Source organism: Streptomyces solicavernae, from assembly GCF_029968095.1.
GTDB classification, from domain to species: domain Bacteria; phylum Actinomycetota; class Actinomycetes; order Streptomycetales; family Streptomycetaceae; genus Streptomyces; species Streptomyces solicavernae.
Genome location: NZ_JASCIR010000011.1, coordinates 101,903 through 119,595, shown reverse-complemented (window position 1 = coordinate 119,595; position 17,693 = coordinate 101,903). Strand labels below are relative to the sequence as shown.

20 protein-coding genes are annotated in these 17,693 nt (G+C 72.3%); 14 read left to right on the top strand and 6 right to left on the bottom strand.

Annotation, left to right across the window (positions count from 1 at the left end; all coding sequences use genetic code 11):
- Window positions 1-151 precede the first annotated feature (151 nt).
- Window positions 152-319, top strand: a complete 168-nt coding sequence (locus QIS99_RS15590; protein WP_282513938.1) for a hypothetical protein — start codon at window positions 152-154, stop codon at window positions 317-319.
- Here QIS99_RS15590 and QIS99_RS15585 read toward each other — a convergent pair.
- The gene (locus QIS99_RS15585; RefSeq protein ID WP_282514011.1) at window positions 295-1,524 is read right to left on the bottom strand and encodes an erythromycin esterase family protein; all 1,230 of its coding nucleotides are present in this window, start codon (window positions 1,522-1,524) and stop codon (window positions 295-297) included. The genes QIS99_RS15590 and QIS99_RS15585 overlap by 25 nt on opposite strands.
- Window positions 1,525-1,599: 75 nt before the next feature.
- Window positions 1,600-1,761: a hypothetical protein gene (locus tag QIS99_RS15580; protein ID WP_282513937.1), complete on the bottom strand. Its 162-nt coding sequence runs from the start codon at window positions 1,759-1,761 to the stop codon at window positions 1,600-1,602.
- On the opposite strand from QIS99_RS15580, the gene QIS99_RS15575 reads away from it, so the two are divergent.
- Window positions 1,760-2,506, top strand: coding sequence for a TioE family transcriptional regulator (locus QIS99_RS15575; protein WP_282513935.1), 747 nt, complete (start codon window positions 1,760-1,762; stop codon window positions 2,504-2,506). The two genes, QIS99_RS15580 and QIS99_RS15575, sit on opposite strands and share 2 nt — an antisense overlap.
- Before the next feature lie 375 nt (window positions 2,507-2,881).
- Here the strand turns inward: QIS99_RS15575 and QIS99_RS15570 are convergent, their stop codons facing one another.
- The 3 genes from QIS99_RS15570 to QIS99_RS15560 form a co-directional block, all read right to left on the bottom strand.
- Window positions 2,882-3,430: a TetR/AcrR family transcriptional regulator gene (locus tag QIS99_RS15570; protein WP_282513934.1), complete on the bottom strand. Its 549-nt coding sequence runs from the start codon at window positions 3,428-3,430 to the stop codon at window positions 2,882-2,884.
- Window positions 3,431-3,596: 166 nt separating this feature from the next.
- Window positions 3,597-4,187: a sugar O-acetyltransferase gene (locus QIS99_RS15565; RefSeq protein ID WP_282513933.1), complete on the bottom strand. Its 591-nt coding sequence runs from the start codon at window positions 4,185-4,187 to the stop codon at window positions 3,597-3,599.
- Window positions 4,188-4,263: 76 nt separating this feature from the next.
- Window positions 4,264-4,722 (bottom strand): Lrp/AsnC family transcriptional regulator, encoded by a 459-nt coding sequence (locus QIS99_RS15560; RefSeq protein WP_282513932.1) that lies wholly within the window; start codon window positions 4,720-4,722, stop codon window positions 4,264-4,266.
- Between the two features lie 62 nt (window positions 4,723-4,784).
- Between QIS99_RS15560 and QIS99_RS15555 the strand changes: the two genes are divergently transcribed.
- The 8 genes from QIS99_RS15555 (at window position 4,785) to QIS99_RS15520 (ending at window position 14,414) form a co-directional block, all read left to right on the top strand.
- Entirely contained in the window at window positions 4,785-5,645 is an 861-nt protein-coding gene (locus QIS99_RS15555) for an AzlC family ABC transporter permease (RefSeq protein ID WP_282513931.1), read from the top strand.
- Window positions 5,638-5,967, top strand: a complete 330-nt coding sequence (locus QIS99_RS15550; protein WP_282513929.1) for a branched-chain amino acid transporter permease — start codon at window positions 5,638-5,640, stop codon at window positions 5,965-5,967. The genes QIS99_RS15555 and QIS99_RS15550 overlap by 8 nt, the downstream gene beginning before the upstream one ends.
- 140 nt (window positions 5,968-6,107) lie before the next feature.
- Complete coding sequence (locus tag QIS99_RS15545; protein WP_282513928.1) at window positions 6,108-7,718, top strand: hypothetical protein; 1,611 nt, start codon at window positions 6,108-6,110, stop codon at window positions 7,716-7,718.
- Between the two features lie 223 nt (window positions 7,719-7,941).
- On the top strand, window positions 7,942-9,057 hold the full coding sequence (gene alc, locus QIS99_RS15540; protein WP_282513927.1) for an allantoicase: 1,116 nt from the start codon (window positions 7,942-7,944) through the stop codon (window positions 9,055-9,057).
- A gap of 328 nt (window positions 9,058-9,385) precedes the next feature.
- Window positions 9,386-10,186 carry a thioesterase family protein gene (locus QIS99_RS15535; protein ID WP_282513926.1) on the top strand — a complete coding sequence of 267 codons (801 nt, stop codon included), beginning with the start codon at window positions 9,386-9,388 and terminating at the stop codon, window positions 10,184-10,186.
- A 115-nt stretch (window positions 10,187-10,301) separates the two neighbouring features.
- Window positions 10,302-11,429 carry an amidinotransferase gene (locus tag QIS99_RS15530; RefSeq protein WP_282513925.1) on the top strand — a complete coding sequence of 376 codons (1,128 nt, stop codon included), beginning with the start codon at window positions 10,302-10,304 and terminating at the stop codon, window positions 11,427-11,429.
- 58 nt (window positions 11,430-11,487) lie between these two features.
- Complete coding sequence (locus QIS99_RS15525; RefSeq protein WP_282513924.1) at window positions 11,488-13,005, top strand: FG-GAP repeat domain-containing protein; 1,518 nt, start codon at window positions 11,488-11,490, stop codon at window positions 13,003-13,005.
- 188 nt (window positions 13,006-13,193) lie between these two features.
- On the top strand, window positions 13,194-14,414 hold the full coding sequence (locus tag QIS99_RS15520; RefSeq protein ID WP_282513923.1) for an LLM class flavin-dependent oxidoreductase: 1,221 nt from the start codon (window positions 13,194-13,196) through the stop codon (window positions 14,412-14,414).
- On the opposite strand, the gene QIS99_RS15515 is transcribed toward QIS99_RS15520, so the two are convergent.
- Window positions 14,377-15,594: an alkene reductase gene (locus QIS99_RS15515; RefSeq protein WP_282513922.1), complete on the bottom strand. Its 1,218-nt coding sequence runs from the start codon at window positions 15,592-15,594 to the stop codon at window positions 14,377-14,379. The genes QIS99_RS15520 and QIS99_RS15515 overlap by 38 nt on opposite strands.
- A gap of 61 nt (window positions 15,595-15,655) precedes the next feature.
- Between QIS99_RS15515 and QIS99_RS15510 the strand changes: the two genes are divergently transcribed.
- The 4 genes from QIS99_RS15510 to QIS99_RS15495 all read left to right on the top strand — a co-directional run bounded on the left by QIS99_RS15510 (window position 15,656) and on the right by QIS99_RS15495 (window position 17,683).
- On the top strand, window positions 15,656-16,033 hold the full coding sequence (locus tag QIS99_RS15510; RefSeq protein WP_282514010.1) for a MerR family transcriptional regulator: 378 nt from the start codon (window positions 15,656-15,658) through the stop codon (window positions 16,031-16,033).
- Between the two features lie 54 nt (window positions 16,034-16,087).
- Window positions 16,088-16,210, top strand: coding sequence for a zinc-binding dehydrogenase (locus QIS99_RS15505; RefSeq protein WP_282513921.1), 123 nt, complete (start codon window positions 16,088-16,090; stop codon window positions 16,208-16,210).
- Window positions 16,211-16,395: 185 nt separating this feature from the next.
- On the top strand, window positions 16,396-17,496 hold the full coding sequence (locus QIS99_RS15500) for a DUF4436 family protein (RefSeq protein ID WP_282513920.1): 1,101 nt from the start codon (window positions 16,396-16,398) through the stop codon (window positions 17,494-17,496).
- Window positions 17,497-17,533: 37 nt separating this feature from the next.
- Window positions 17,534-17,683, top strand: coding sequence for a hypothetical protein (locus QIS99_RS15495; RefSeq protein ID WP_282513919.1), 150 nt, complete (start codon window positions 17,534-17,536; stop codon window positions 17,681-17,683).
- Window positions 17,684-17,693: the final 10 nt, after the last annotated feature.

The following is a 17,693-nucleotide window of genomic DNA, read 5'->3' as shown; positions in this document are numbered from 1 at the left end:
TTCCGCGGCAGCGGCCGCGCCGCTACGCTCGTGCGAGCGACACCCATCGGAACGGGGCCGGTGCAGGAGTCGCGGAACTGACGGCGCGCCGGCCCGTACGCGAACGCCCTGGCCCTTGCACGGCCTGGGCGCGACACGCGGGAGGACCGCCATGACCGAGCGTCGGCGACACCCCGCGGTGCGGGCCGGGGACGAAGGCGCCCGCCACCAGATCCTCACCCGGTACAACGGCACCAACGACAGCGCGGAGGAGTACGGCGACCGGGCCGTGAAGCTCTACGACATCTTCGAGCGCTACAACGCGCCGCTGCGCGGCTGAGTCTCCGGTACGTCCCGCAGGAACACGACGCCGTCGACGGACGCCAAGTGGGCCGGGTCCAGCGGGGCGTAGCCGAACCACGGGGACGTGCGGGGTTGCGGGCGGCGGTCGGCGAGGGCGGTGGCGAGGCGGGAGGCGTCGAGGAGGGCGGGCCGGTCCGGGAGGTCGTACAGGAGTCCTTCGAGGGTGTCCGCGGGCGGGGTGTCCACGCCCCGGTGGCGGATGGTGCCGAGGGCCGTGGCCAGGAAGGCGTACTCCCCGCCGAGCCGGGCGCTCACCAGCGCGCCGGCGCTCCACCACTCCACCGGCGGCTGGTCCCACATCCGCATCGAGCTCTGCTCCCGCTGGAGGTGGGCGTTCTGGGCGTGGACGAGCACCCGGCCGCGCTCGGCGAGGGCCAGGAGGCTGGCGGCCATCATGTGGTCCCGCACTCCGATGAGCCGGGACATGCGCAGGGGTGAGGGGTCGGCCAGCCAGTGGTGGTAGCGCAGCAGACCGGTCGCGGTCCGCGCGTGCAGGTGGGCACGGTGCCGTTCCTCGCCGGGGGCCAGGGCGGTGAGTCGGGGTGCCTGTGCTTCGAGCAGGACCGTCAAGTCGTCGGCGTACGCGCGTAGCCTGCGTGCCTCGGGCGACTGTCCGACGGAGCGTGCCGGGTCCGTCATGGCGGCGGGGTCGGCCCAGCGGTCGTCGGCGCCGAGCAGGTCGTCGAGGGTGGCCGCGGTGCAGGGCAGGAGGGCGGCGTCCAGGTGCGCCGCGAGGTGGGCGTGCAGTGCGGTGAGGGCCTGGCGGGGGCTCTCGGCGTGGGTGATCTCCAGGGGGCCGTCGAAGCCCGCGAAGCGGAGGCGGTCGGAGGCGGGGCGGCCGTCGCGGTCCGCCCGGACGTTGTACGCGCGCATCCAGCGTACGAGTGCGCGGTTGGCGGCCGAGGCGCCCCAGCCGTGGCTGAAGCCGTGCGCCATGGCGTCGTCGAGGGTGCCGGTGCCGGAGGTGACGTACGCGTCCACGACCAGGCCGCGCAGGCAGTCCGTCTCCAGGGCGATCGTGCGGTAGCCCTCGTGCTCGACGAGTTGCCGGAACAGGTCGTTGCGCAGGTCGAGCAGCGCGTCCTCGCCATGCGTGGGTTCGCCGAGGCCGAGGACCCGGGGCCGGGCGGGGAGCAGGCGCAGGACGGCGGCGGCGTCGAGGACGTGGGCGGCTTCGCTGATGTGCTTGCTGGCGGTGGTGTGCTCGCTGCCGGTGGTGTGCTCGCGGAGGGTGGTGTGCTCGCTGGCGGTGGTGTGCTACCTGTCGGTGCTGTGCTTCCTGCCGGTGCTGTGCTTCCTGCCGGTGCTGTGCTTCCTGCCGGTGCTGTGCTTCCTGTCGGTGGCCATGACATCAACGGTATCGTTGAACTTTCGGTGGAGACTTTTGCTGACGGCAGCATGCGGGAGTGCGGTGGTCATGGCGTCGAACCTTCAAACCCGAGTGCGGCTGCGGCCGGTGGATCTGGCGCGCGGGAACGGTCTGTCCACGCAGGCGGTACGGAACTACGAGGAGGCCGGCATCCTCCCGCCCGCGGACCGCACCGCCGCCGGCTACCGCGCGTACACCCCGCTGCACGCGAGCGCCTTGCGCGCGTTCCTCGCGCTGCTGCCCGGCCATGGGCACGCCACGGCCGCGTCGGTTCTGCGGGCGGTGAACGCGGGTGCGGACGGCGAGGCGTACCGCCTGATCGACGAGAGCCACGCCCAACTCCTCGACGACCGGCGGACCTTGCGGGCCGTGGAGAACGCATTGCGCGACCTGGAGCCCACGACGACGCGCGACCGGTCCACGCCCTGCGACACACCCGGCGGCACCCCCGGCGGCACGTTCATCGGCCCGCTGGCGGGCCGGCTCGGCATCCGGCCCGCGACGCTCCGCAAGTGGGAGCACGCCGGGCTCCTCCGCCCGCGCCGCGACCCCCGGACCGGGTACCGGGTGTACGACGAGGACGACGTACGGGACGCCCTGCTCGTCCACCAACTCCGGCGCGGGGGTTACCTGTTGGAGCAGATCGCCCCGCTGATCGCCCAGGTGCGGTCGGTCGGCGGGCTGGCCCCGCTGGAGGGCGCCCTGTCGGACTGGCACGGCCGCCTGTCCGCCCGCGGCCGGGCGATGCTCAGCGGCGCCGCGGAGTTGGACGCGTACCTGCGTGAACGCGGCTGAGTCCGCTCGCTTCTCGCGCAGGTGAAGGTCGGCGTGGACGACATCCGGCTGGTCGGCCGCCTGCCCGGGGCGGGCGAGCGGCAGGAGGCGACGGGGCTGCGGAAGGTGCGGGAGCCGAAGGTGGCGGAGGCGAGGGAGTTCTCGGCCCGGCTGCCGGACGGCATGCCGGTCGACCTGCAGCTGCGGGCTGCGGGCTGCGGGCTGCGGGCTGCGGGCTGCGGGCTGCGGGCTGCGGGCTGCGGGCTGCGAACCTTCCGTGACACGGGACGGGGTGGCGGCGAAGCTGTCGGGCCGGGAGGTCGAGGTGGGGCAGGGGGCGGGGCGCCTCCCCGAGGGTCAGGGTGCACGCCCCATGGGCGGTCTTCGGGGCGGGGGTCAGCTGCTCGGCGTGACGATGCGGTGGATCGCCTCGCGGGTCAGGGCGCGGTCGTGCGGGGCCGGGTCGAGGGCGCGGTGCAGGGTCAACCCCTCGATGAGCGCGTCGAGTTGGCGTGCCGTGGCCGCGTCGAAGTGGCGTTCCAGGTGGTGGCGACTGCGGCGCATCCAGGCCTGGGTGAGCTCCCGGTACTCGGGACGGCGCGCCGCCAGGGTGTACAGCTCCTGGGTCAGGACCAGGTCGCGGCGGGGCCCTTCGGACAGCGTGTGCACGAGATCCGTGACGGCCTCGCGCGCCTCCTCGGCCGTGCGGGCGCGGCCCAGGTGGTCCTCGAAGACGGTCACGACGTGGTCCGCGAAACCGGTGAAGGCCTCGCGCAGCAGCTCGTCGATGCCGGAGAAGTGGTACGTCATCGAGCCGAGCGGCACCCCGGCGCGCGCGGCGATCTTCCGGTGCGAGACGCCCGCGACGCCCTCCTCCGCGATGTGGTCGAGGGTGGCGGCGAGGATGCGGGCGCGCCGCTGCGGGTCCGTGTGCCCGGTGGCCATGACGGTGCTCCTCGGAGGGGTTCGGGGGCTGACAGGGCTGACAGAGCTGGCGGAGCTGGCAGAGCTGACAAGGCCGACAGAGTTGGCAGGGCTGAGGGGACTGACGGGGCTGAAGGGACTGACGGGGCTGAGGGGACTGACGGAGCTCAGAGGGGACTGACGGAGCTCAGAGGGTGCGGACCGGGCGGACCGGGCGGGCCGGGTTGCCGACGGCCACGACGCCCGCCGGAACGTCCTTGGTGACCACCGCCCCGGCGCCGATGACGCTGTTGTCGCCGATGGTCACGCCTGGGCAGACGATCACGCCGCCGCCGAGCCAGACGTTGTCCCCGATGGTGATGGGCAGCGCCGCCTCCAGCTTGTCGCGCCGAGGGCCGGGCTCCACCGGGTGGGTGGGCGTGAGGAGTTGGACGTTCGGGCCGATCTGGCAGTCCTCGCCGATGGTGATCGCGGCGACGTCCAGGGCGGTCAGGTGGTAGTTGACGAAGGTGCGCGCGCCGACGGTGATGTTGCTGCCGTAGTCGACGTACAGCGGCGGCCGCAGGTCCACGCCCTCCCCCACCCCGGCGAACAGCTCGTCGAGCACGGTCCCGGCCTTGGCGCGGTCCTCCAGGTAGAGCTCCTGGTACCGGGCGGCCAGGCGCATCGCGCGCTGCTGGCGGACCCCGATCTCCGGGTCGTCGGCGATGTAGAGGTCACCCGCGAGCATCCGCTCCAGGTTGGTGCGGGGGTCGTCGGCAAAGTGGTCCGTCGGCATGCGTACGACCGTACACTTCAGAAGGTACGAACGTACACTCGACTGGTTGGCGGCGGGCCACTGCGGGGCGGATCGGTCAAGGTCCGCCCTTGATGCGCTTCATGGTCAGGTGGGACACCACCCGCAGCACGCAGGCCTGGGCGCTCAGCTTGTCGGTGAGGAAGACCTCGTAGGCCGCGTGGTCCGCGACGGCCACGCGGATGAAGTAGTCCGGGCGGCCGAACATGCGGCGGAACTCCACGACTTCCTCGAAGGACGTCACCGTCTCCTCGAACTCCAGGAACGTCCTGCGGTCGTTCGCGCTCACCTCTACGTCGATCAGGACGTCCAGCCCCCGGCCGAGCGGTTCGGGGTCGATGACGGCCCGGTATCCGGAGATCACGCCGCTCTCCTCCAGGCGCTTCACCCGGCGCAGACAGGGCGGCGGAGTCAGCCCCACGCGCTTGGCGAGTTCGACGTTGGTCAGGCGCCCGTCCTGGCTCAGATGAAACAAGATTTCGCTGTCGATCTCATCGATATGCACTTCATTGCCCATACGGAGATCATACGGCCATCATCAGCAACCAAATTAGGCCGAATCTTTCCTAAAATTGCGGCATGCCCATACCTACCCCGGTCGTCGACGACCTTGTCCGGCCCGTCGACCCGCAGCCGGTCGCCCTTCCGTCGGCGCCCGCTGCCCCGCCGCCTCCGGCCCCCGACCCCGCGTCGGAGCGGCCGCCCGCCGTCGCGGCACTCAAGGACTCCGCGAGTGTGGGCCTGGCGCTCGTACCGCTCGGGCTCGCCTTCGGCGTGCTCGTGACGCAGGCCGACCTGGCCTGGTGGTGGGCGACCGCGTTCACCGCGTTCATCTACGCCGGCTCGCTGGAGTTCCTGCTCATCGGGCTGGTCGCGGCCGTGGTCCCGCTGGCGACCGTGGCACTGACGGCCTTCCTGGTCAACATCCGGCACGTCTTCTACGCGCTGTCCTTCCCGCTGCACCGCGTCAAGGGCCGGGCGGCCAGGGCGTACAGCACCTTCGCCCTCACCGACGAGGCGTTCGCGCTGGCCACGAGCGAGCGGGCGCGGTCCTGGTCCGGGCGGCGGACGGTCTTCCTGCAGCTGTACATGCACCTCTACTGGGTCGGCGGCGCCACCCTCGGGGGGCTGCTCGGCTCGCTCGTGCCCGAGGGGGTCACGGGCCTGGACTTCGCCCTGACCGCGCTGTTCACCGTCCTCGCGCTCGACGCGGTCCGTGACCGCCTGGACGACCTGCCCACGCCCGCGCTCGCCCTGCTCAGCGCGGTGATCGCGCGTGTGCTCTTCCCCTCCCAGATGATGCTCGCCGCCTGCTCGCTGTTCGCCATCGCGCTGACGGCCCGGCACTTCGCGGGCCGACACTTCACGGGCCGACACCTCGCGGGCCGACACCTCGCGGGCAGGCGCGCCTCGGACGCCGCGAGGAGCCGTCGTGCCTGACACGCCCTACCTGCTGGCCGCGGTCGCCCTGTCCGCCGCCATCACCTGGGCCCTGCGCGCCCTGCCGTTCGCCGCCCTCGCGCCGCTGCGCGCCAGCAGCACCGTGCAGTACCTGAGTACGCGCATGCCCGCGGGGATCATGGTCATCCTGCTGGTGTACTGCCTGCGCGACCTGCCGGTGACCGAGACCCGGGCCCTCGCCCCGGTGATCGCCCTCGCGGTGACCGTCGGGCTGCACCTGTGGCGGCGCAACGCACTCCTGAGCATCCTCGGCGGCACCGCCGTCCATGTGGTGCTCGCGAGTGCGGTCTTCGCGCAATAGGCGTACCCGCCACCGAGGCTGAACCACCCCGTTGGGTACCCCGCGTTGGGTACCCCGCCACCGAGGCTGAACCACCCCTTCCGGACAACGGAGTTCGGCGGTCGGGCGGCGTTGTCAGTGGTCGCCTCTAGGGTGGCCGTATGACCAGTGAGACGCGTGCGGACGGGGCGGTCGAGGCCCTGGATCCGGAGCAGTTGCTGCAGCGGTGGACCGGCCGGCTGCCGTACCGGCTGCTGCTCCTGGACAAGGTGCTGCTGCCCGACGGGGAGTGGTTCGACTTCACACCGGGTTCTCTGGACGCCCTGGAGAGAGAGCTGTTGAGGCGCTTCGGGCCGTCGGCCCCACCGCCCCCGGCGTCCGACGGCCCAGGGGCCTCGGATGCTTCGCGGACACCGGTTCGGGCCGAGTGGACCGAGTGGACCGAGTCGGCCGCTGCGTACGTGGGTGAGGTGCTGCTCGGCGTCGCGGGCGGGGCCTGGGGTTGGCACACGCGGCCCGTGGACGGCGCCCCGGGGCAGCCGGTGGTGTGCCCCGACGCCGAGTTGGGGCTCTCGCCGCTCGCGCCGAAGCTGCTGATCGCGCATGCGCTGCGGGGTGGTTCGGGCGGGGCGTTCGCGGCGGAGGTGGCCCGGCTGCGGGCCGCGGTCGCCGCGCTGGCCGAGCAGGTTCCGGGCTGGTCCCCGGTCAAGGCGCACACTCCGCAGGTCGATCCGGTGGGCCCGCTCGCCGAGCACCCCTTCCTGGCGCGGTGGACGGCCGAGCGGCGCGAAGCCCTGTCGGACTGGTCCGAGGAGGCGTTCCGCGGGGCCTGGCGGTGGAACTTCCACCCCGGGACGCTGGACCTGCTGGAGAGTGTCGTACGTGAACGGTTCGCCACCGTCGAGGAGTTCGACGCCTCCCGGGACGAGCCGTTCGTGCAGGGCGCCTGCTGGTACCTGGGCGAGGTGATCCGCCGGAACTTCGGCGCGATGTGGCAGTACGCCCCGTTAGACGCGGCCGCCGAGCCGGGCGCCCTGGGGTCGCGGGAGCACGGCTGGACCGGGGTGCCGTTCGTGGACCAGCCCGGCAAGCGGCTCCCCGGCGCGGCGGAGCCGCTGGGCTGCCTGCGCGAACTCCTTGCAGAACCCGAACCCGGCCGCCCCGCGGAGTCGTTGCGGGACGTGCTGTTCTGGTTCAGACCGTCGACGTATGCGTATGTGGGCGAGGTGCTGGCGGACATCGGCATGGTGCCGGCGGCGCGGGTAGCCGAGGTGCTCGACGACTTCGCACCGTGGGCGCACGACCCGATGGACGACCCGTCCTGGGTCTTCGACGCCCTGCAGTCGTTCGGAGTGGCCGTCTCGGCCCACGGCGACGACGTGGACGACCTGGAGGAGAGCTACGCCCACCTCCTGGACGAGGCCGCGGCGCTCACCGGTGGGGCGGTCACGATCACCGACGTACGGCTGCGGCGGGACGGCGCGGACGGTGAGGGCGGCGAGGGCGGCGAGGGCGGCGAATCCCTCGAATTCCGGCGGAACGGCGTCCTGGTCAGCGAGTCCGTCGACCACCTGTCGGACCGGTACCTCGACCACCTGGCCGTCCCGGAGATCGTCGGCCACGTCGACCCGGACCCGGAGGTCGACCGGCGCAGGTTCCGCGTAGGCGATCACGTGCGGCTGCAGGACGGGGGCGGCGACACGTTCATGGTGTTCGCGACGGACGAGCAGGCCGAGCTGCTGGAGAAGGCGCTGGGGGTGGAGCTGCACTGAGACCGCACTGAGTGCCGTGCCGGGTTCCGTACCGGATTCCGTGCCGGGTTCCGTACCGGATTCCGTAGCGAGTTCCGTCGAACCGGAGTGAAGCGTGCAGGATCATTCACTTCTGCTGAATGTATCGTTCGCAAACTTTCGATGGACCTACGCGCTCGCCGTCTGTGACAGTCGAATCACCGCGCACCGCGACCAGCGCGCGCACCCGCACGGAAGGCAGGCCATGACCCTCGACCCGTCCCGCAAGAACGACGCGAACCCGTACGGCGGAGGCGACCCGTACGCCGACTTCCGCGACGGGGACTTCGGCTTCACCCAGCTGCCCGACCTCGCCGACCGGCGGCTCGGGGGCGGCGTGATCGCCGCCAACGACGAGTTCTTCGCGCAGCGCGAGAACCTGCTCCTTCCGCACCGCGCCGTGTTCGACCCGGAGGCCTTCGGCCACAAGGGCAAGGTCATGGACGGCTGGGAGACCCGGCGGCGGCGCGGCGCGGGCGCCGACACCCCGCACCCGGAGGCCGAGGAGCACGACTGGGCGGTGATCCGGCTCGGCGTTCCCGGCATCGTCCGCGGCGTCATCGTCGACACCGCGCACTTCCGCGGCAACTACCCGCAGCAGATCAGCATCGAGGGCGCCTGCGCCCGCCCGGACGCCGGTCCGGAGGAGCTGCTGTCCGACGCCGTGAAGTGGGAGGAGATCGTGCCCCGCACGGCGGTGCGCGGTCACGCAGCCAACGGCTTCGAGGTCACGGCGGAGCGCCGCTTCACGCACCTGCGCCTGAACCAGCACCCCGACGGCGGCATCGCGCGCCTCCGCGTGCACGGCGAGGTCGTGCCCGACCCGGCGTGGCTGGCGCTCCTGGGCAGCTTCGACCTGGCGTGCGTGGTCAACGGCGGTACGGTCACCGACGCCTCGGACGCGTTCTACTCCTCCCCCGGCAACACGATCCTGCCCGGCACCTCCCGCAAGATGGACGACGGCTGGGAGACCCGCCGCCGCCGCGACAAGGGCAACGACTGGATCGAGTACCGCCTGCCGGCGCAGGGCGAGATCCGTGCCGTCGAGGTCGACACGGCCTACCTGAAGGGCAACTCGGCGGGCTGGATCAGCCTGTCCGTGCGGGACGGCGAGAGCGGCGAGTGGACCGAGATCGTCCCGCGCACCCGCCTTCAGCCCGACACCCTGCACCGGCTGCCGCTGGCCGCGCCGGCCACGGCCACCGCTGTGCGCCTGGACGTGTACCCCGACGGCGGCATCTCCCGGCTGCGCCTGCACGGCAGCCTGACCGAGCAGGGCAGCGCCGAGCTGACCCGCCGCTTCACCGAACTCACCCGCTGAACCGGGCGGCTCACCCGCTGAGTCGAGGGATTCCCGGCGCGTGCGAGCGCGCCGGGGCAACGGGGGCAGGCCGGCCGGGTCTCAGGGGAGCCCGGCCGGCCGATCCGTCGGAGGACACATCGGCCGACCCGTCGGGGTCACGTCGGCCCATGCGACGGGGTCACGCCGGCCGATCCGTCGAGGTCACATCGGTCGGGGCTGGCGCCGAGACCTGTGTATGCCGCACCCTTCTCGCTGGGGCACTCCACCGCGCGGACCGGGCTCGACCGGCCCGGATCGCTTCGCGGTGCCGCGCCCGAACGTCCGCGAGCCGAGAGGGAACCACCCGTTGAACACCGGCAGTTACTTCGAGTCCATCGACGAGCACCGCTACAAGCCCACCCCGCACGCGAGCGGTGCCTGGAGCGTCGACGAGCAGCACTTCAGCCCGCTCGGCGGCCTCCTTGTGCACGCCATGGACCGGCACCTCGCTCAGCGGAGGCGCACGCAGGACCTCCCGGACGACGGGCTGCTGCTGTCGCGGATCAGCTTCGACATCCTCGGCCGGCTCGCCCTGGACGAGATCGAGATCCGGGTGGAGACGCTGCGGCCCGGCCGTACGATCGAGCTGCTTGAGGCCGTGGCGCTGATCGCCGGGCGGCCCGTGGTACGGGCGAGGGCCTGGCGGCTCGCCGCCGCCGACACGTCCTCGGTCGCCGGGGGCGCGGCGGGCCGGCTGACGTCGCCGCAGGAGGTGGCGCCCTGGCCGATGGAGTCCGTGTGGCCCGGCGGGTACATCGCCTCCATCGACGTGCGACCGCTCGCGCCGCCGCAGCCCGGCCGCACCACCGCCTGGATCTCCACCCCGCTGGACCTCGTCGCAGGTCAGCCCAGCAGCGCGCTCGCCTCGTACGTGGCGCTCGTGGACACCGCCAACGGCATCGCCGTACGCCGGTCGCCCACGGAGTGGATGTTCCCCAACGTCGACCTGACCCTTCATCTGCACCGGCAGCCGGTCGGCGGGTGGACGGGCCTGGACACCACGGTCACGTTCGGGCCGACCGGGCAGGGCATCACCAGCACCGTCCTGCACGACGTCGAGGGGGCCGTCGGCCACGCGCAGCAGGTCCTCACCGTCCGCCCGATGTGACCGGGCGGCGCGGCGGGCCTTCCGGGACGGGCCCGCAGCGCCGCTGCCGAACCGGTCCGTCTCCCTCGCCTATTCTCGAAAGGGTCCGTGTCGGGGAAAAGGCGCTGGAGTACGTATGACTTCTTCTTCCGCTCTCTCTCCTGTCGCTTCCTCTCCCTTCGCTCCCTCTCCGGTGAACTCCCACAACGAATGGGACCCGTTGGAGGAAGTCGTCGTGGGGCGGCTCGAAGGCGCGACGATTCCGTCCAGCCATCCCGTGGTGACGTGCAACATCCCGCCGTGGGCCGCGCGGTTTCAGCGGCTCGCGGCGGGTTCTCGTTATCCGCGGATACTGGTGGAACGGGCGCAGGACGAACTCGACGGATTCATCGCGCTGCTCGAATCCCTCGGCGTCACCGTGCGGCGGCCCGAAGTGGCCGATCACCGCCGCCGGTTCACCACTCCCGCATGGTCCTCGCGCGGATTCTGCAACACGTGCCCGCGCGACAGTCTGCTCGTGATCGGCGACGAGATCATCGAGACACCGATGGCCTGGCCGTGCCGCTCGTACGAGACCGACTCCTACCGGCCGTTGCTCAAGGAGTACTTCCGGGGCGGCGCCCGCTGGACGGCGGCGCCGCGGCCGCAGCTCACCGACGAGCTGTTCGTGCCGGGGTTCCGCCCGCCGGGGCCGGGCGAGGAGATGCGGTACATCCTCACCGAGTTCGAGCCGGTCTTCGACGCGGCGGACTTCGTGCGGGCGGGCCGCGATCTGTTCGTCACACGGAGCAATGTCACCAACGCGACGGGCATCGACTGGCTGCGCCGCCACCTCGGCCCCGGATTCCGTATCCACGAGATCGAGAGCAGCTGCCGCACCCCCATGCACATCGACACGACCTTTCTCGTACTGGCTCCGGGAAAGGCCCTGATCAATCCCGAGTACGTGAATCCCGACCGGCTGCCGGCGGCGCTCGACTCCTGGGACATCCTGATCGCGCCCGAGCCGGAGCCGATCGACGGGAAACTCCTCAAACTCACGTCGCTGTGCGGGAAATGGCTGAGCCTGAACGTCCTGATGATCGACGAGAAACGCGTCATCGCGGACCGGCACCACACCGGAATGCTGCGTTCCCTGGAGCGGTGGGGATTCGAGCCGATCCCCTGCGACCTGTTGCATTACGCGCCGTTCGGCGGTTCCTTCCACTGCGCCACGCTCGACGTCCGGCGCCGCGGCACGCTGGAGTCGTACTGCGGGGCTTGAGCTGGAGTCGTACTGCGGGGGCTTGAGCGGTCCGCGTCCGGGTGTGAAGGTGGTCCGCATGACCTCTCCTACCCCTGTTCGTGCCGTCTCGCGTGCCGCCCTGTCCGGTGCCGCGCTCTGTGCCGTGTCCCTGCTGCTCGTGCCGCTGGCCGGCTGCGGCGGCGCAGCGGGCGGGGACTCGGCCACGGGCGGCGCAACACCGGCGGCGAAGGAGCCCGCCGTGCCGGGCGAGAGCCGGCCGCCCGAGGCGGGCGAGGGCACGAAGGACCCCGACGACGTGAACGGGGACGGCCACCGCGACCTCCTGGTGCCGGTGTCGGCCGGTACGGGCGACCAGGCCGCCGCCGACCAGCGGGTGGCCGTGGTGTACGGCTCGGCGAAGGGCCTCGACCCGGCGACGCGCACCGTGTACGGGCGCAGGGACCTGGGGCTGCCCGCCTCGCCCGGGGAGCACGGCCGGGACTCGCTCGCGGCCGGGGACGTGCTGACGGCCGATCTGGACGGGGACGGGTTCCCGGACTTCGTGTCGTCGGTGGGCGGGACGACCAAGACGGACGGGCGGGTGCACGCGTCGCGTGCGTTCCCGCGCGTCACCTGGGGCGGGCCCGAGGGCCCGCAGGCTCAGGGCGAGGCCACCGCGATCCCGCTGCCGCAGGACGTGGCGGCGCTCGGCATGACGTCCCTGGTGCGCGGCGACTTCGACGGCGACGGGCACCACGATCTGGCGGGCATCGCGCAGAACGGCCTGGCGGGCGTCCCGCACAACGAGAGCACGCGGCCGGTCGTCCTCTACGGCCCGTTCACGCGGGCCGGGGCCCCCGCCCGTACCGACGCCGGTCTGCCGTATGCCGACGGCACGCTGGTCGCCGACGCCATCGACCCGTCGGGCGAGCCGCGCGCGACGTCGCTGCTCGTGCAGGGCCCGAGCGACGGCGAGCAGTCGCAGAACACGCTGTACCGGGCCCGTGAGGGCAGCCCGCTGACCGCGCGCGGCGAGGAGTTGCGCGCCGGCAGCGCGCACGCCTTCGGCGACTTCGACGGCGACGGCGTACGGGACGTGGCGATCGGCGACGACGGCGGCCGCAACAACGAGCCCGGCTACGAGTCCGAGGCCCCGGACGTCGACGGTTCGCTCGCCGTGTACCCGGGCAAGGGCGGCGCGCCCGTCACCCACCGGCTGCCGGAACCGCCGAAGGGCCGCAGCACGGACTACGGTCCCGGCGGCTTCGTGACCGCGGACCCGGACGGCGACGGCCGCGACGCGATCCTCGTCGCCACGTACGAGGGCGCCACCCTGATCGAAGGGGACCGGCGCACGCCCGTGCTCCGCGAGGGCCCGGAGGTGAGCGGCGGCGAGAAGACGTCCGCGAAGTGGCGCCACGCACGCCCGGCCGCGGCCGCGGACTTCGACGGCGACGGCAAGGACGAGCTGGTGCTGCACTGGGCCGCGGACACGTCGTTCGGCCTGTACGGCGAGCACCCCACGCACTGGTGGATCACCGAGGGCACGACGGCGCGGGACCAGTCGGCGTTCAGCACGGTGGGGTTGGCCAAGGGCACGGAAGGCGCTCGCTGACGCCCCATCAGGCTCTGACCTGACGGTTCGTCACTTCACGCTCTGGTCAGGTCTTTTCATCGCGCGCGCAGCCGCCCCCGTACGCACCGGAAGACTTTGATCCAGATACGCCGTACCCATGGCTCCCTGACGTTGTCTGGTGCATCCTTCGCGCATCCAGAACCGCGTACGCACCACGGAGGCTCCTCATGGAGTTCGGCATCTTCCTGAACGGATTCGTCCCCGGTCCGGCCGCGCACGACCGGCCCTCCGAACATCTCGCCCTGAAGCGGGAGCTGGACCTCGCGATCAAGGCGGACCGGCACAACTGGAAGTACGCCTGGTTCGGCGAACACCACTCGCTGACCGAGTACAGCCACATGTCGGCGCCGGAGGTCCTGATGGGCTATGTCGCCGGGAAGACCGAGCGCATCCACCTCGGCACCGGCATCAACAGCCTCTCCCCGCGCAAGGAGCACCCCGTCCGGTACGCGGAGCGGGCCGCGATGCTGGACCACATCACCGAGGGCCGCTTCGAGTGGGGCACCGGGCGGGGCGCGGGCAGCCACGAGGTGGCGTCGTTCAACATCATGGACACGGCCACCACCAAGGCCGAGTGGGACGAGGTCGCGCCGGAGATCGTGCGCATGTGGGAGCAGTACGACTACTCCTTCCACGGCGAGCACTTCACGGTGCCGACCCCGCACAACATCCTGCCGAAGCCGTACGGGCACTCGCATCCGCCGATCTGGATGGCGTGCGGCAACCCGCCGTCGTTCGCGAAGGCCGGGTCGCTCGGGATCGGGGCGATCGCGTTCAACTTCGAGCCGATCTTCGAGCTGAAGGGGCGGATCGACGCGTACAAGGAGGCGGCGGCGGACCCGGTCGAGATCCTGGGCGACTACCAGAACAACAACGTGATGATGACCAACACCGTCATCTGCCTGAACGACCGCAAGCGGGCCCGTGAGATCGCCATGAACGCGGGGCTCGGCTACCTGGTGACGCTGGTCAACCTGTACCACGACACGATGCCGAAGTCCCTGGACGCGATCACCTGGCCGCAACCCCCCATCGCGCTCAGCCAGTTGGGCGGCGAGGAGATCCTCGACGAGGTCATCAAGGCCGGTCTGATGCTGTGCGGCACGCCCGAGGAGGTGTGCGAGCAGGTCGCCGCGTACCAGACCGTCGGCTGCGACCAGGTGGTGTTCGGGCTCACGGGCGGGATGACGTACGAGGAGCACCTGGAGATGCTGGAGGTCTTCGGCGACAAGGTCATCCCCGAGTTCGACACCGACCCCGAGCACTCGACGGCCGTGTACCGGAGGAACGCTCAGGGCCCCAAGTACCCCTCGCACAACGGTCCCGTCCCGGCGGACCTGAAGCACAGCGTCATCCCCGAGAGCGCGATCCTGCCGTTGCAGCAGTGAGCGCCGGGTAGTCCGTGTAGCCGGTCGGGCCCCCGGTGTACATGAAGTACTTGTCGCGTACGGGGTTCAGGGGTGCGCCGGTGCGGATGCGGGCGACGAGGTCGGGGTTGGCGAGGAAGGCCCGGCCGAGGGCGACCAGGTCGGCGCCCTCGGCGAGGAGGCGCTCCCCGGCCGCCCGGCCCCCGTCGGCGGGGAGTCCGGCGGGCAGGGCGGGGTTGGCGATGAGGGTGCCGGGCCAGGCGGCGCGCAGGCGGGCGTAGAGCGGCTGGTCGGGGTCGGCGAAGACGAGGTGCAGATAGGCGAGGTCCTTCCCGGCGTTGGCCTCGATCAGCGCCGGGTAGAGCAGCTCGGTGTCGGTCTCGGCGATGCCGTTGACGGCGTTGCCGGGTGAGATGCGCAGGCCGGTGCGCTCGGGTCCGACGGCGTCCGCCACGGCGTCCAGGACCTCGGTGGTGAAGCGGATGCGGTTCTCGACGCTGCCGCCGTAGGCGTCGGTGCGCCGGTTGGTGTTGCCCGCGAGGAACTGGTGCAGCAGATGTCCGTTGGCGCTGTGCACCTCGACCCCGGCGAAGCCCGCGTCGACGGCACGGCGGGCCGCGGCGGCGAAGTCGGCCACGGTGCGGCGGATGTCGGCGAGGTCCATCTCCCGTGGCACGACGGCCTGTTGGCGCCCGGTCGGGGTGTGGATGGTCTCGGGCAGCGGCACCGCCGAGGGGGCCACGGGCACGTACCCGCTGGTGTCGGGGTGTCCGGCGCGGCCGCCGTGCTGGAGCTGCAGGAACATCGGGCCGCCGCCCGCCGCGTCCACGGCCTTGACCACCTGGCGCCAGCCCTCGGTGTGCCGGTCGGTGTGGAGGGCCGTGATGTTCGGGTACGTCTGGCCTTCGGCGTTGGGAGTGGACGCCTCGGCGATGATCAGTCCGGCGGTGGCGCGCTGCGCGTAGTACTCGGCCATCAGCGGCGTCGCGGTGCCGTCGCGCTCGGCGCGGTTGCGGGTCAGGGGCGCCATCACGAGGTGGTTGGCGAGGCGGTGGGCGCCGAGGCGGGCGGGGGCGAGGAGGGGGCTCGGGGCGGTGGTGGGCTCGGGGGTGGTCTCTGGAGTGGCCTCTGGAGTGGCCTCTGGAGTGGCCTCTGGGGTGGTCTCTGGGGTGGTCTCTGTGGTGGTCTCTGTGTGCGTCATGCAGGTACCGTAGAACCTGACATGCATGTTAGATTCAAGGTTTCGGAGTGTGAGCTGCGTCATGCGCATCGGTGAGCTGGCCCGCCGGACCGGAGTGAGCGAGCGCTCCCTTCGCTACTACGAGCAGGAGGGCCTCCTGTCGGCCGAGCGCACCCCCGGCGGGCACCGCGCGTACGCCGAGGCGGCGGTGGACCGGGTGCGGCGGATCCAGGAGTTGTACGCGGCGGGACTGTGCAGCGCGAAGATCGTGCAGCTGCTGCCCTGCATGCGGGACAGCGACGGCGGCCCTTCCGAGACGGCGGACGCCAGTCTCGTCAGGGAGTTGACGGTGGAGCGGGACCGGATCGACCGGATGATCGAGGATCTGCGGCGGTCCCGGTCACTGCTCGACTCGGTGATCGAGGCGGCGTCGCAGCCGCTGCCCGAGGCGGTGAAGTGACCGTGTGCGGCGGGGTGCTGACGTGCCGTCGACTGTGAGGCGCCGCAGCGGCAGGTGAGCGGGGCGGGGCGGATCCGCCCGGCCATCGGGGCGGCCTTCCCGCTGGAGCGCGCCGCGGACGCGCACCGGTCGCTCGAAGGGCGGGCGACGGTGGGCAAGTCACTGCTCCTGCCCTGAACCCCGTCAGGAGCGGCCTCAGGAGCGGCCCCAGGACCGGCCCCAGGACCGGCCCCAGGGGGCGATCCCCTCCGTCGATCCGGCTCCACGCGCGCTCCTGCGCGGTCGTGGTGGTTGTGGTGGTCGTGGCTGCGGAGGGAGGCGGTCGCCTGGCGCGGCCGGTTGCGGCGGCCGAGGATCGACTCATGTCCGGTTCGTCCGCCCGCCGCAGCGCCCGGGGCTCCAGCAGCGTCCGCGCCTCCCGCAGCGCCCGGGCCGGGGACCGGGCGGCCCGGCTGCCGTGGCGTCGGCTGCTCGTCGGCGTGGGCCTGCTGCTCACGCTGTTCGGGCTCGGCATCGGCCTGTACGTGGACGAGCGCCAGACGCGGCAGAAGGTGGTGGCCGCGGGCGCGCGCGAGGTCCGCGACCGGATCGAGGTGAGCGCCGCCGTGCAGCGCGTCGACACCGAGATGCGGCGCGCGACGGTGCAGCTGAAGGTCGTTCCGCAGGGCCGGTACGCCGACCGGTTCGGGGTGCCCGTCAAGGACGTCACCCTGCACACCAACGCCCCCGGCCAGGAGCGGCTGACGTTCCGTCGTGACTCCGTGGAGTGGCTGAAGGACGTCGACGTGGCGCTGTTCGAGGGCACGCCGTCGGACTATCCGTTCGACCGGTACGACACCCGGATCACGCTGTCCGCCACCTCGGGTGCGGAACAGGTGCCCGTGGCCCTGCGGTTCCGGGACCAGAACGCGCACTTCAGCGTCGAGTCGGGCACCGTCGACGAGGGCGGGGCCACGGTGGCGTTCGAGGGCACGGTCACGCGGTCCCGGAGCACGTTCATCCTGGCCTGGTTCATGATCGGCTCGATGTGGGCGGTCGGGCTCGCCGTCGCGGTGGCGTGCTGGCTGGTGGTCGGGCAGCGGCGCGGGCTGCAGTGGGGTGCGCTCGGCTGGGCGGCGGCGAGCCTGTTCGCGCTGGTCGGCCTGCGCGGCGCGGCGCCCGGTTCGCCGCCCAACGGCTGCCTGTTGGACTACGCGGCGTTCTACTGGGCCGAGGCGCTGATCGCGTTGAGCCTGGTGCGGCTTGTCGTGCACGGGGTCCGCCTGGAGCATCACGCGGGCGCCCCGGTGGAGCTCGCCCCCGCCGCTCCCCCGCCCCCTCGTGGCGGCCGTCGGAGCCGGGGGCGGCGCGGTCGGGCGGCGGGCGGTCGCGTACGGGCGCAGGGGCGGGCGCGGGGGCGGGAACGGGCGCGGGAACGGGTGCGGGAACGGGTGCGGCGGCGGGGCCTGCCGGGGCGAGGTTGAGAGGGCACGGAGCCGTGCCCGGATCGCGGTGCCGACCATGCGCAAGCTGATCGTCTGCGACATCGTGTCGCTCGACGGCTCCTACGAGGGCCCTGGCGGCGACGTGACGGCCCTGCCGACGATCCCGAGCCGCCCGCCCGGCAGGCTCCGGTCTCAGCCGTCCCGGCCTCAACCGTCCTTGGTCTGAACCGTCCTGT

Coding starts and splice junctions, on each gene's coding strand:
- QIS99_RS15560 (WP_282513932.1), bottom strand. CDS start 4,722: ATGGGCAATGAAGTGCATATCGATGAGATCGACAGCGAAATCTTGTTT.
- QIS99_RS15590 (WP_282513938.1), top strand. CDS start 152: ATGACCGAGCGTCGGCGACACCCCGCGGTGCGGGCCGGGGACGAAGGC.
- QIS99_RS15565 (WP_282513933.1), bottom strand. CDS start 4,187: ATGCCGACGGACCACTTTGCCGACGACCCCCGCACCAACCTGGAGCGG.
- alc (WP_282513927.1), top strand. CDS start 7,942: ATGACCCTCGACCCGTCCCGCAAGAACGACGCGAACCCGTACGGCGGA.
- QIS99_RS15555 (WP_282513931.1), top strand. CDS start 4,785: ATGCCCATACCTACCCCGGTCGTCGACGACCTTGTCCGGCCCGTCGAC.
- QIS99_RS15510 (WP_282514010.1), top strand. CDS start 15,656: ATGCGCATCGGTGAGCTGGCCCGCCGGACCGGAGTGAGCGAGCGCTCC.
- QIS99_RS15545 (WP_282513928.1), top strand. CDS start 6,108: ATGACCAGTGAGACGCGTGCGGACGGGGCGGTCGAGGCCCTGGATCCG.
- QIS99_RS15520 (WP_282513923.1), top strand. CDS start 13,194: ATGGAGTTCGGCATCTTCCTGAACGGATTCGTCCCCGGTCCGGCCGCG.
- QIS99_RS15500 (WP_282513920.1), top strand. CDS start 16,396: ATGTCCGGTTCGTCCGCCCGCCGCAGCGCCCGGGGCTCCAGCAGCGTC.
- QIS99_RS15575 (WP_282513935.1), top strand. CDS start 1,760: ATGGCGTCGAACCTTCAAACCCGAGTGCGGCTGCGGCCGGTGGATCTG.
- QIS99_RS15530 (WP_282513925.1), top strand. CDS start 10,302: ATGACTTCTTCTTCCGCTCTCTCTCCTGTCGCTTCCTCTCCCTTCGCT.
- QIS99_RS15495 (WP_282513919.1), top strand. CDS start 17,534: ATGCGCAAGCTGATCGTCTGCGACATCGTGTCGCTCGACGGCTCCTAC.
- QIS99_RS15515 (WP_282513922.1), bottom strand. CDS start 15,594: ATGACGCACACAGAGACCACCACAGAGACCACCCCAGAGACCACCCCA.
- QIS99_RS15580 (WP_282513937.1), bottom strand. CDS start 1,761: ATGACCACCGCACTCCCGCATGCTGCCGTCAGCAAAAGTCTCCACCGA.
- QIS99_RS15570 (WP_282513934.1), bottom strand. CDS start 3,430: ATGGCCACCGGGCACACGGACCCGCAGCGGCGCGCCCGCATCCTCGCC.
- QIS99_RS15525 (WP_282513924.1), top strand. CDS start 11,488: ATGACCTCTCCTACCCCTGTTCGTGCCGTCTCGCGTGCCGCCCTGTCC.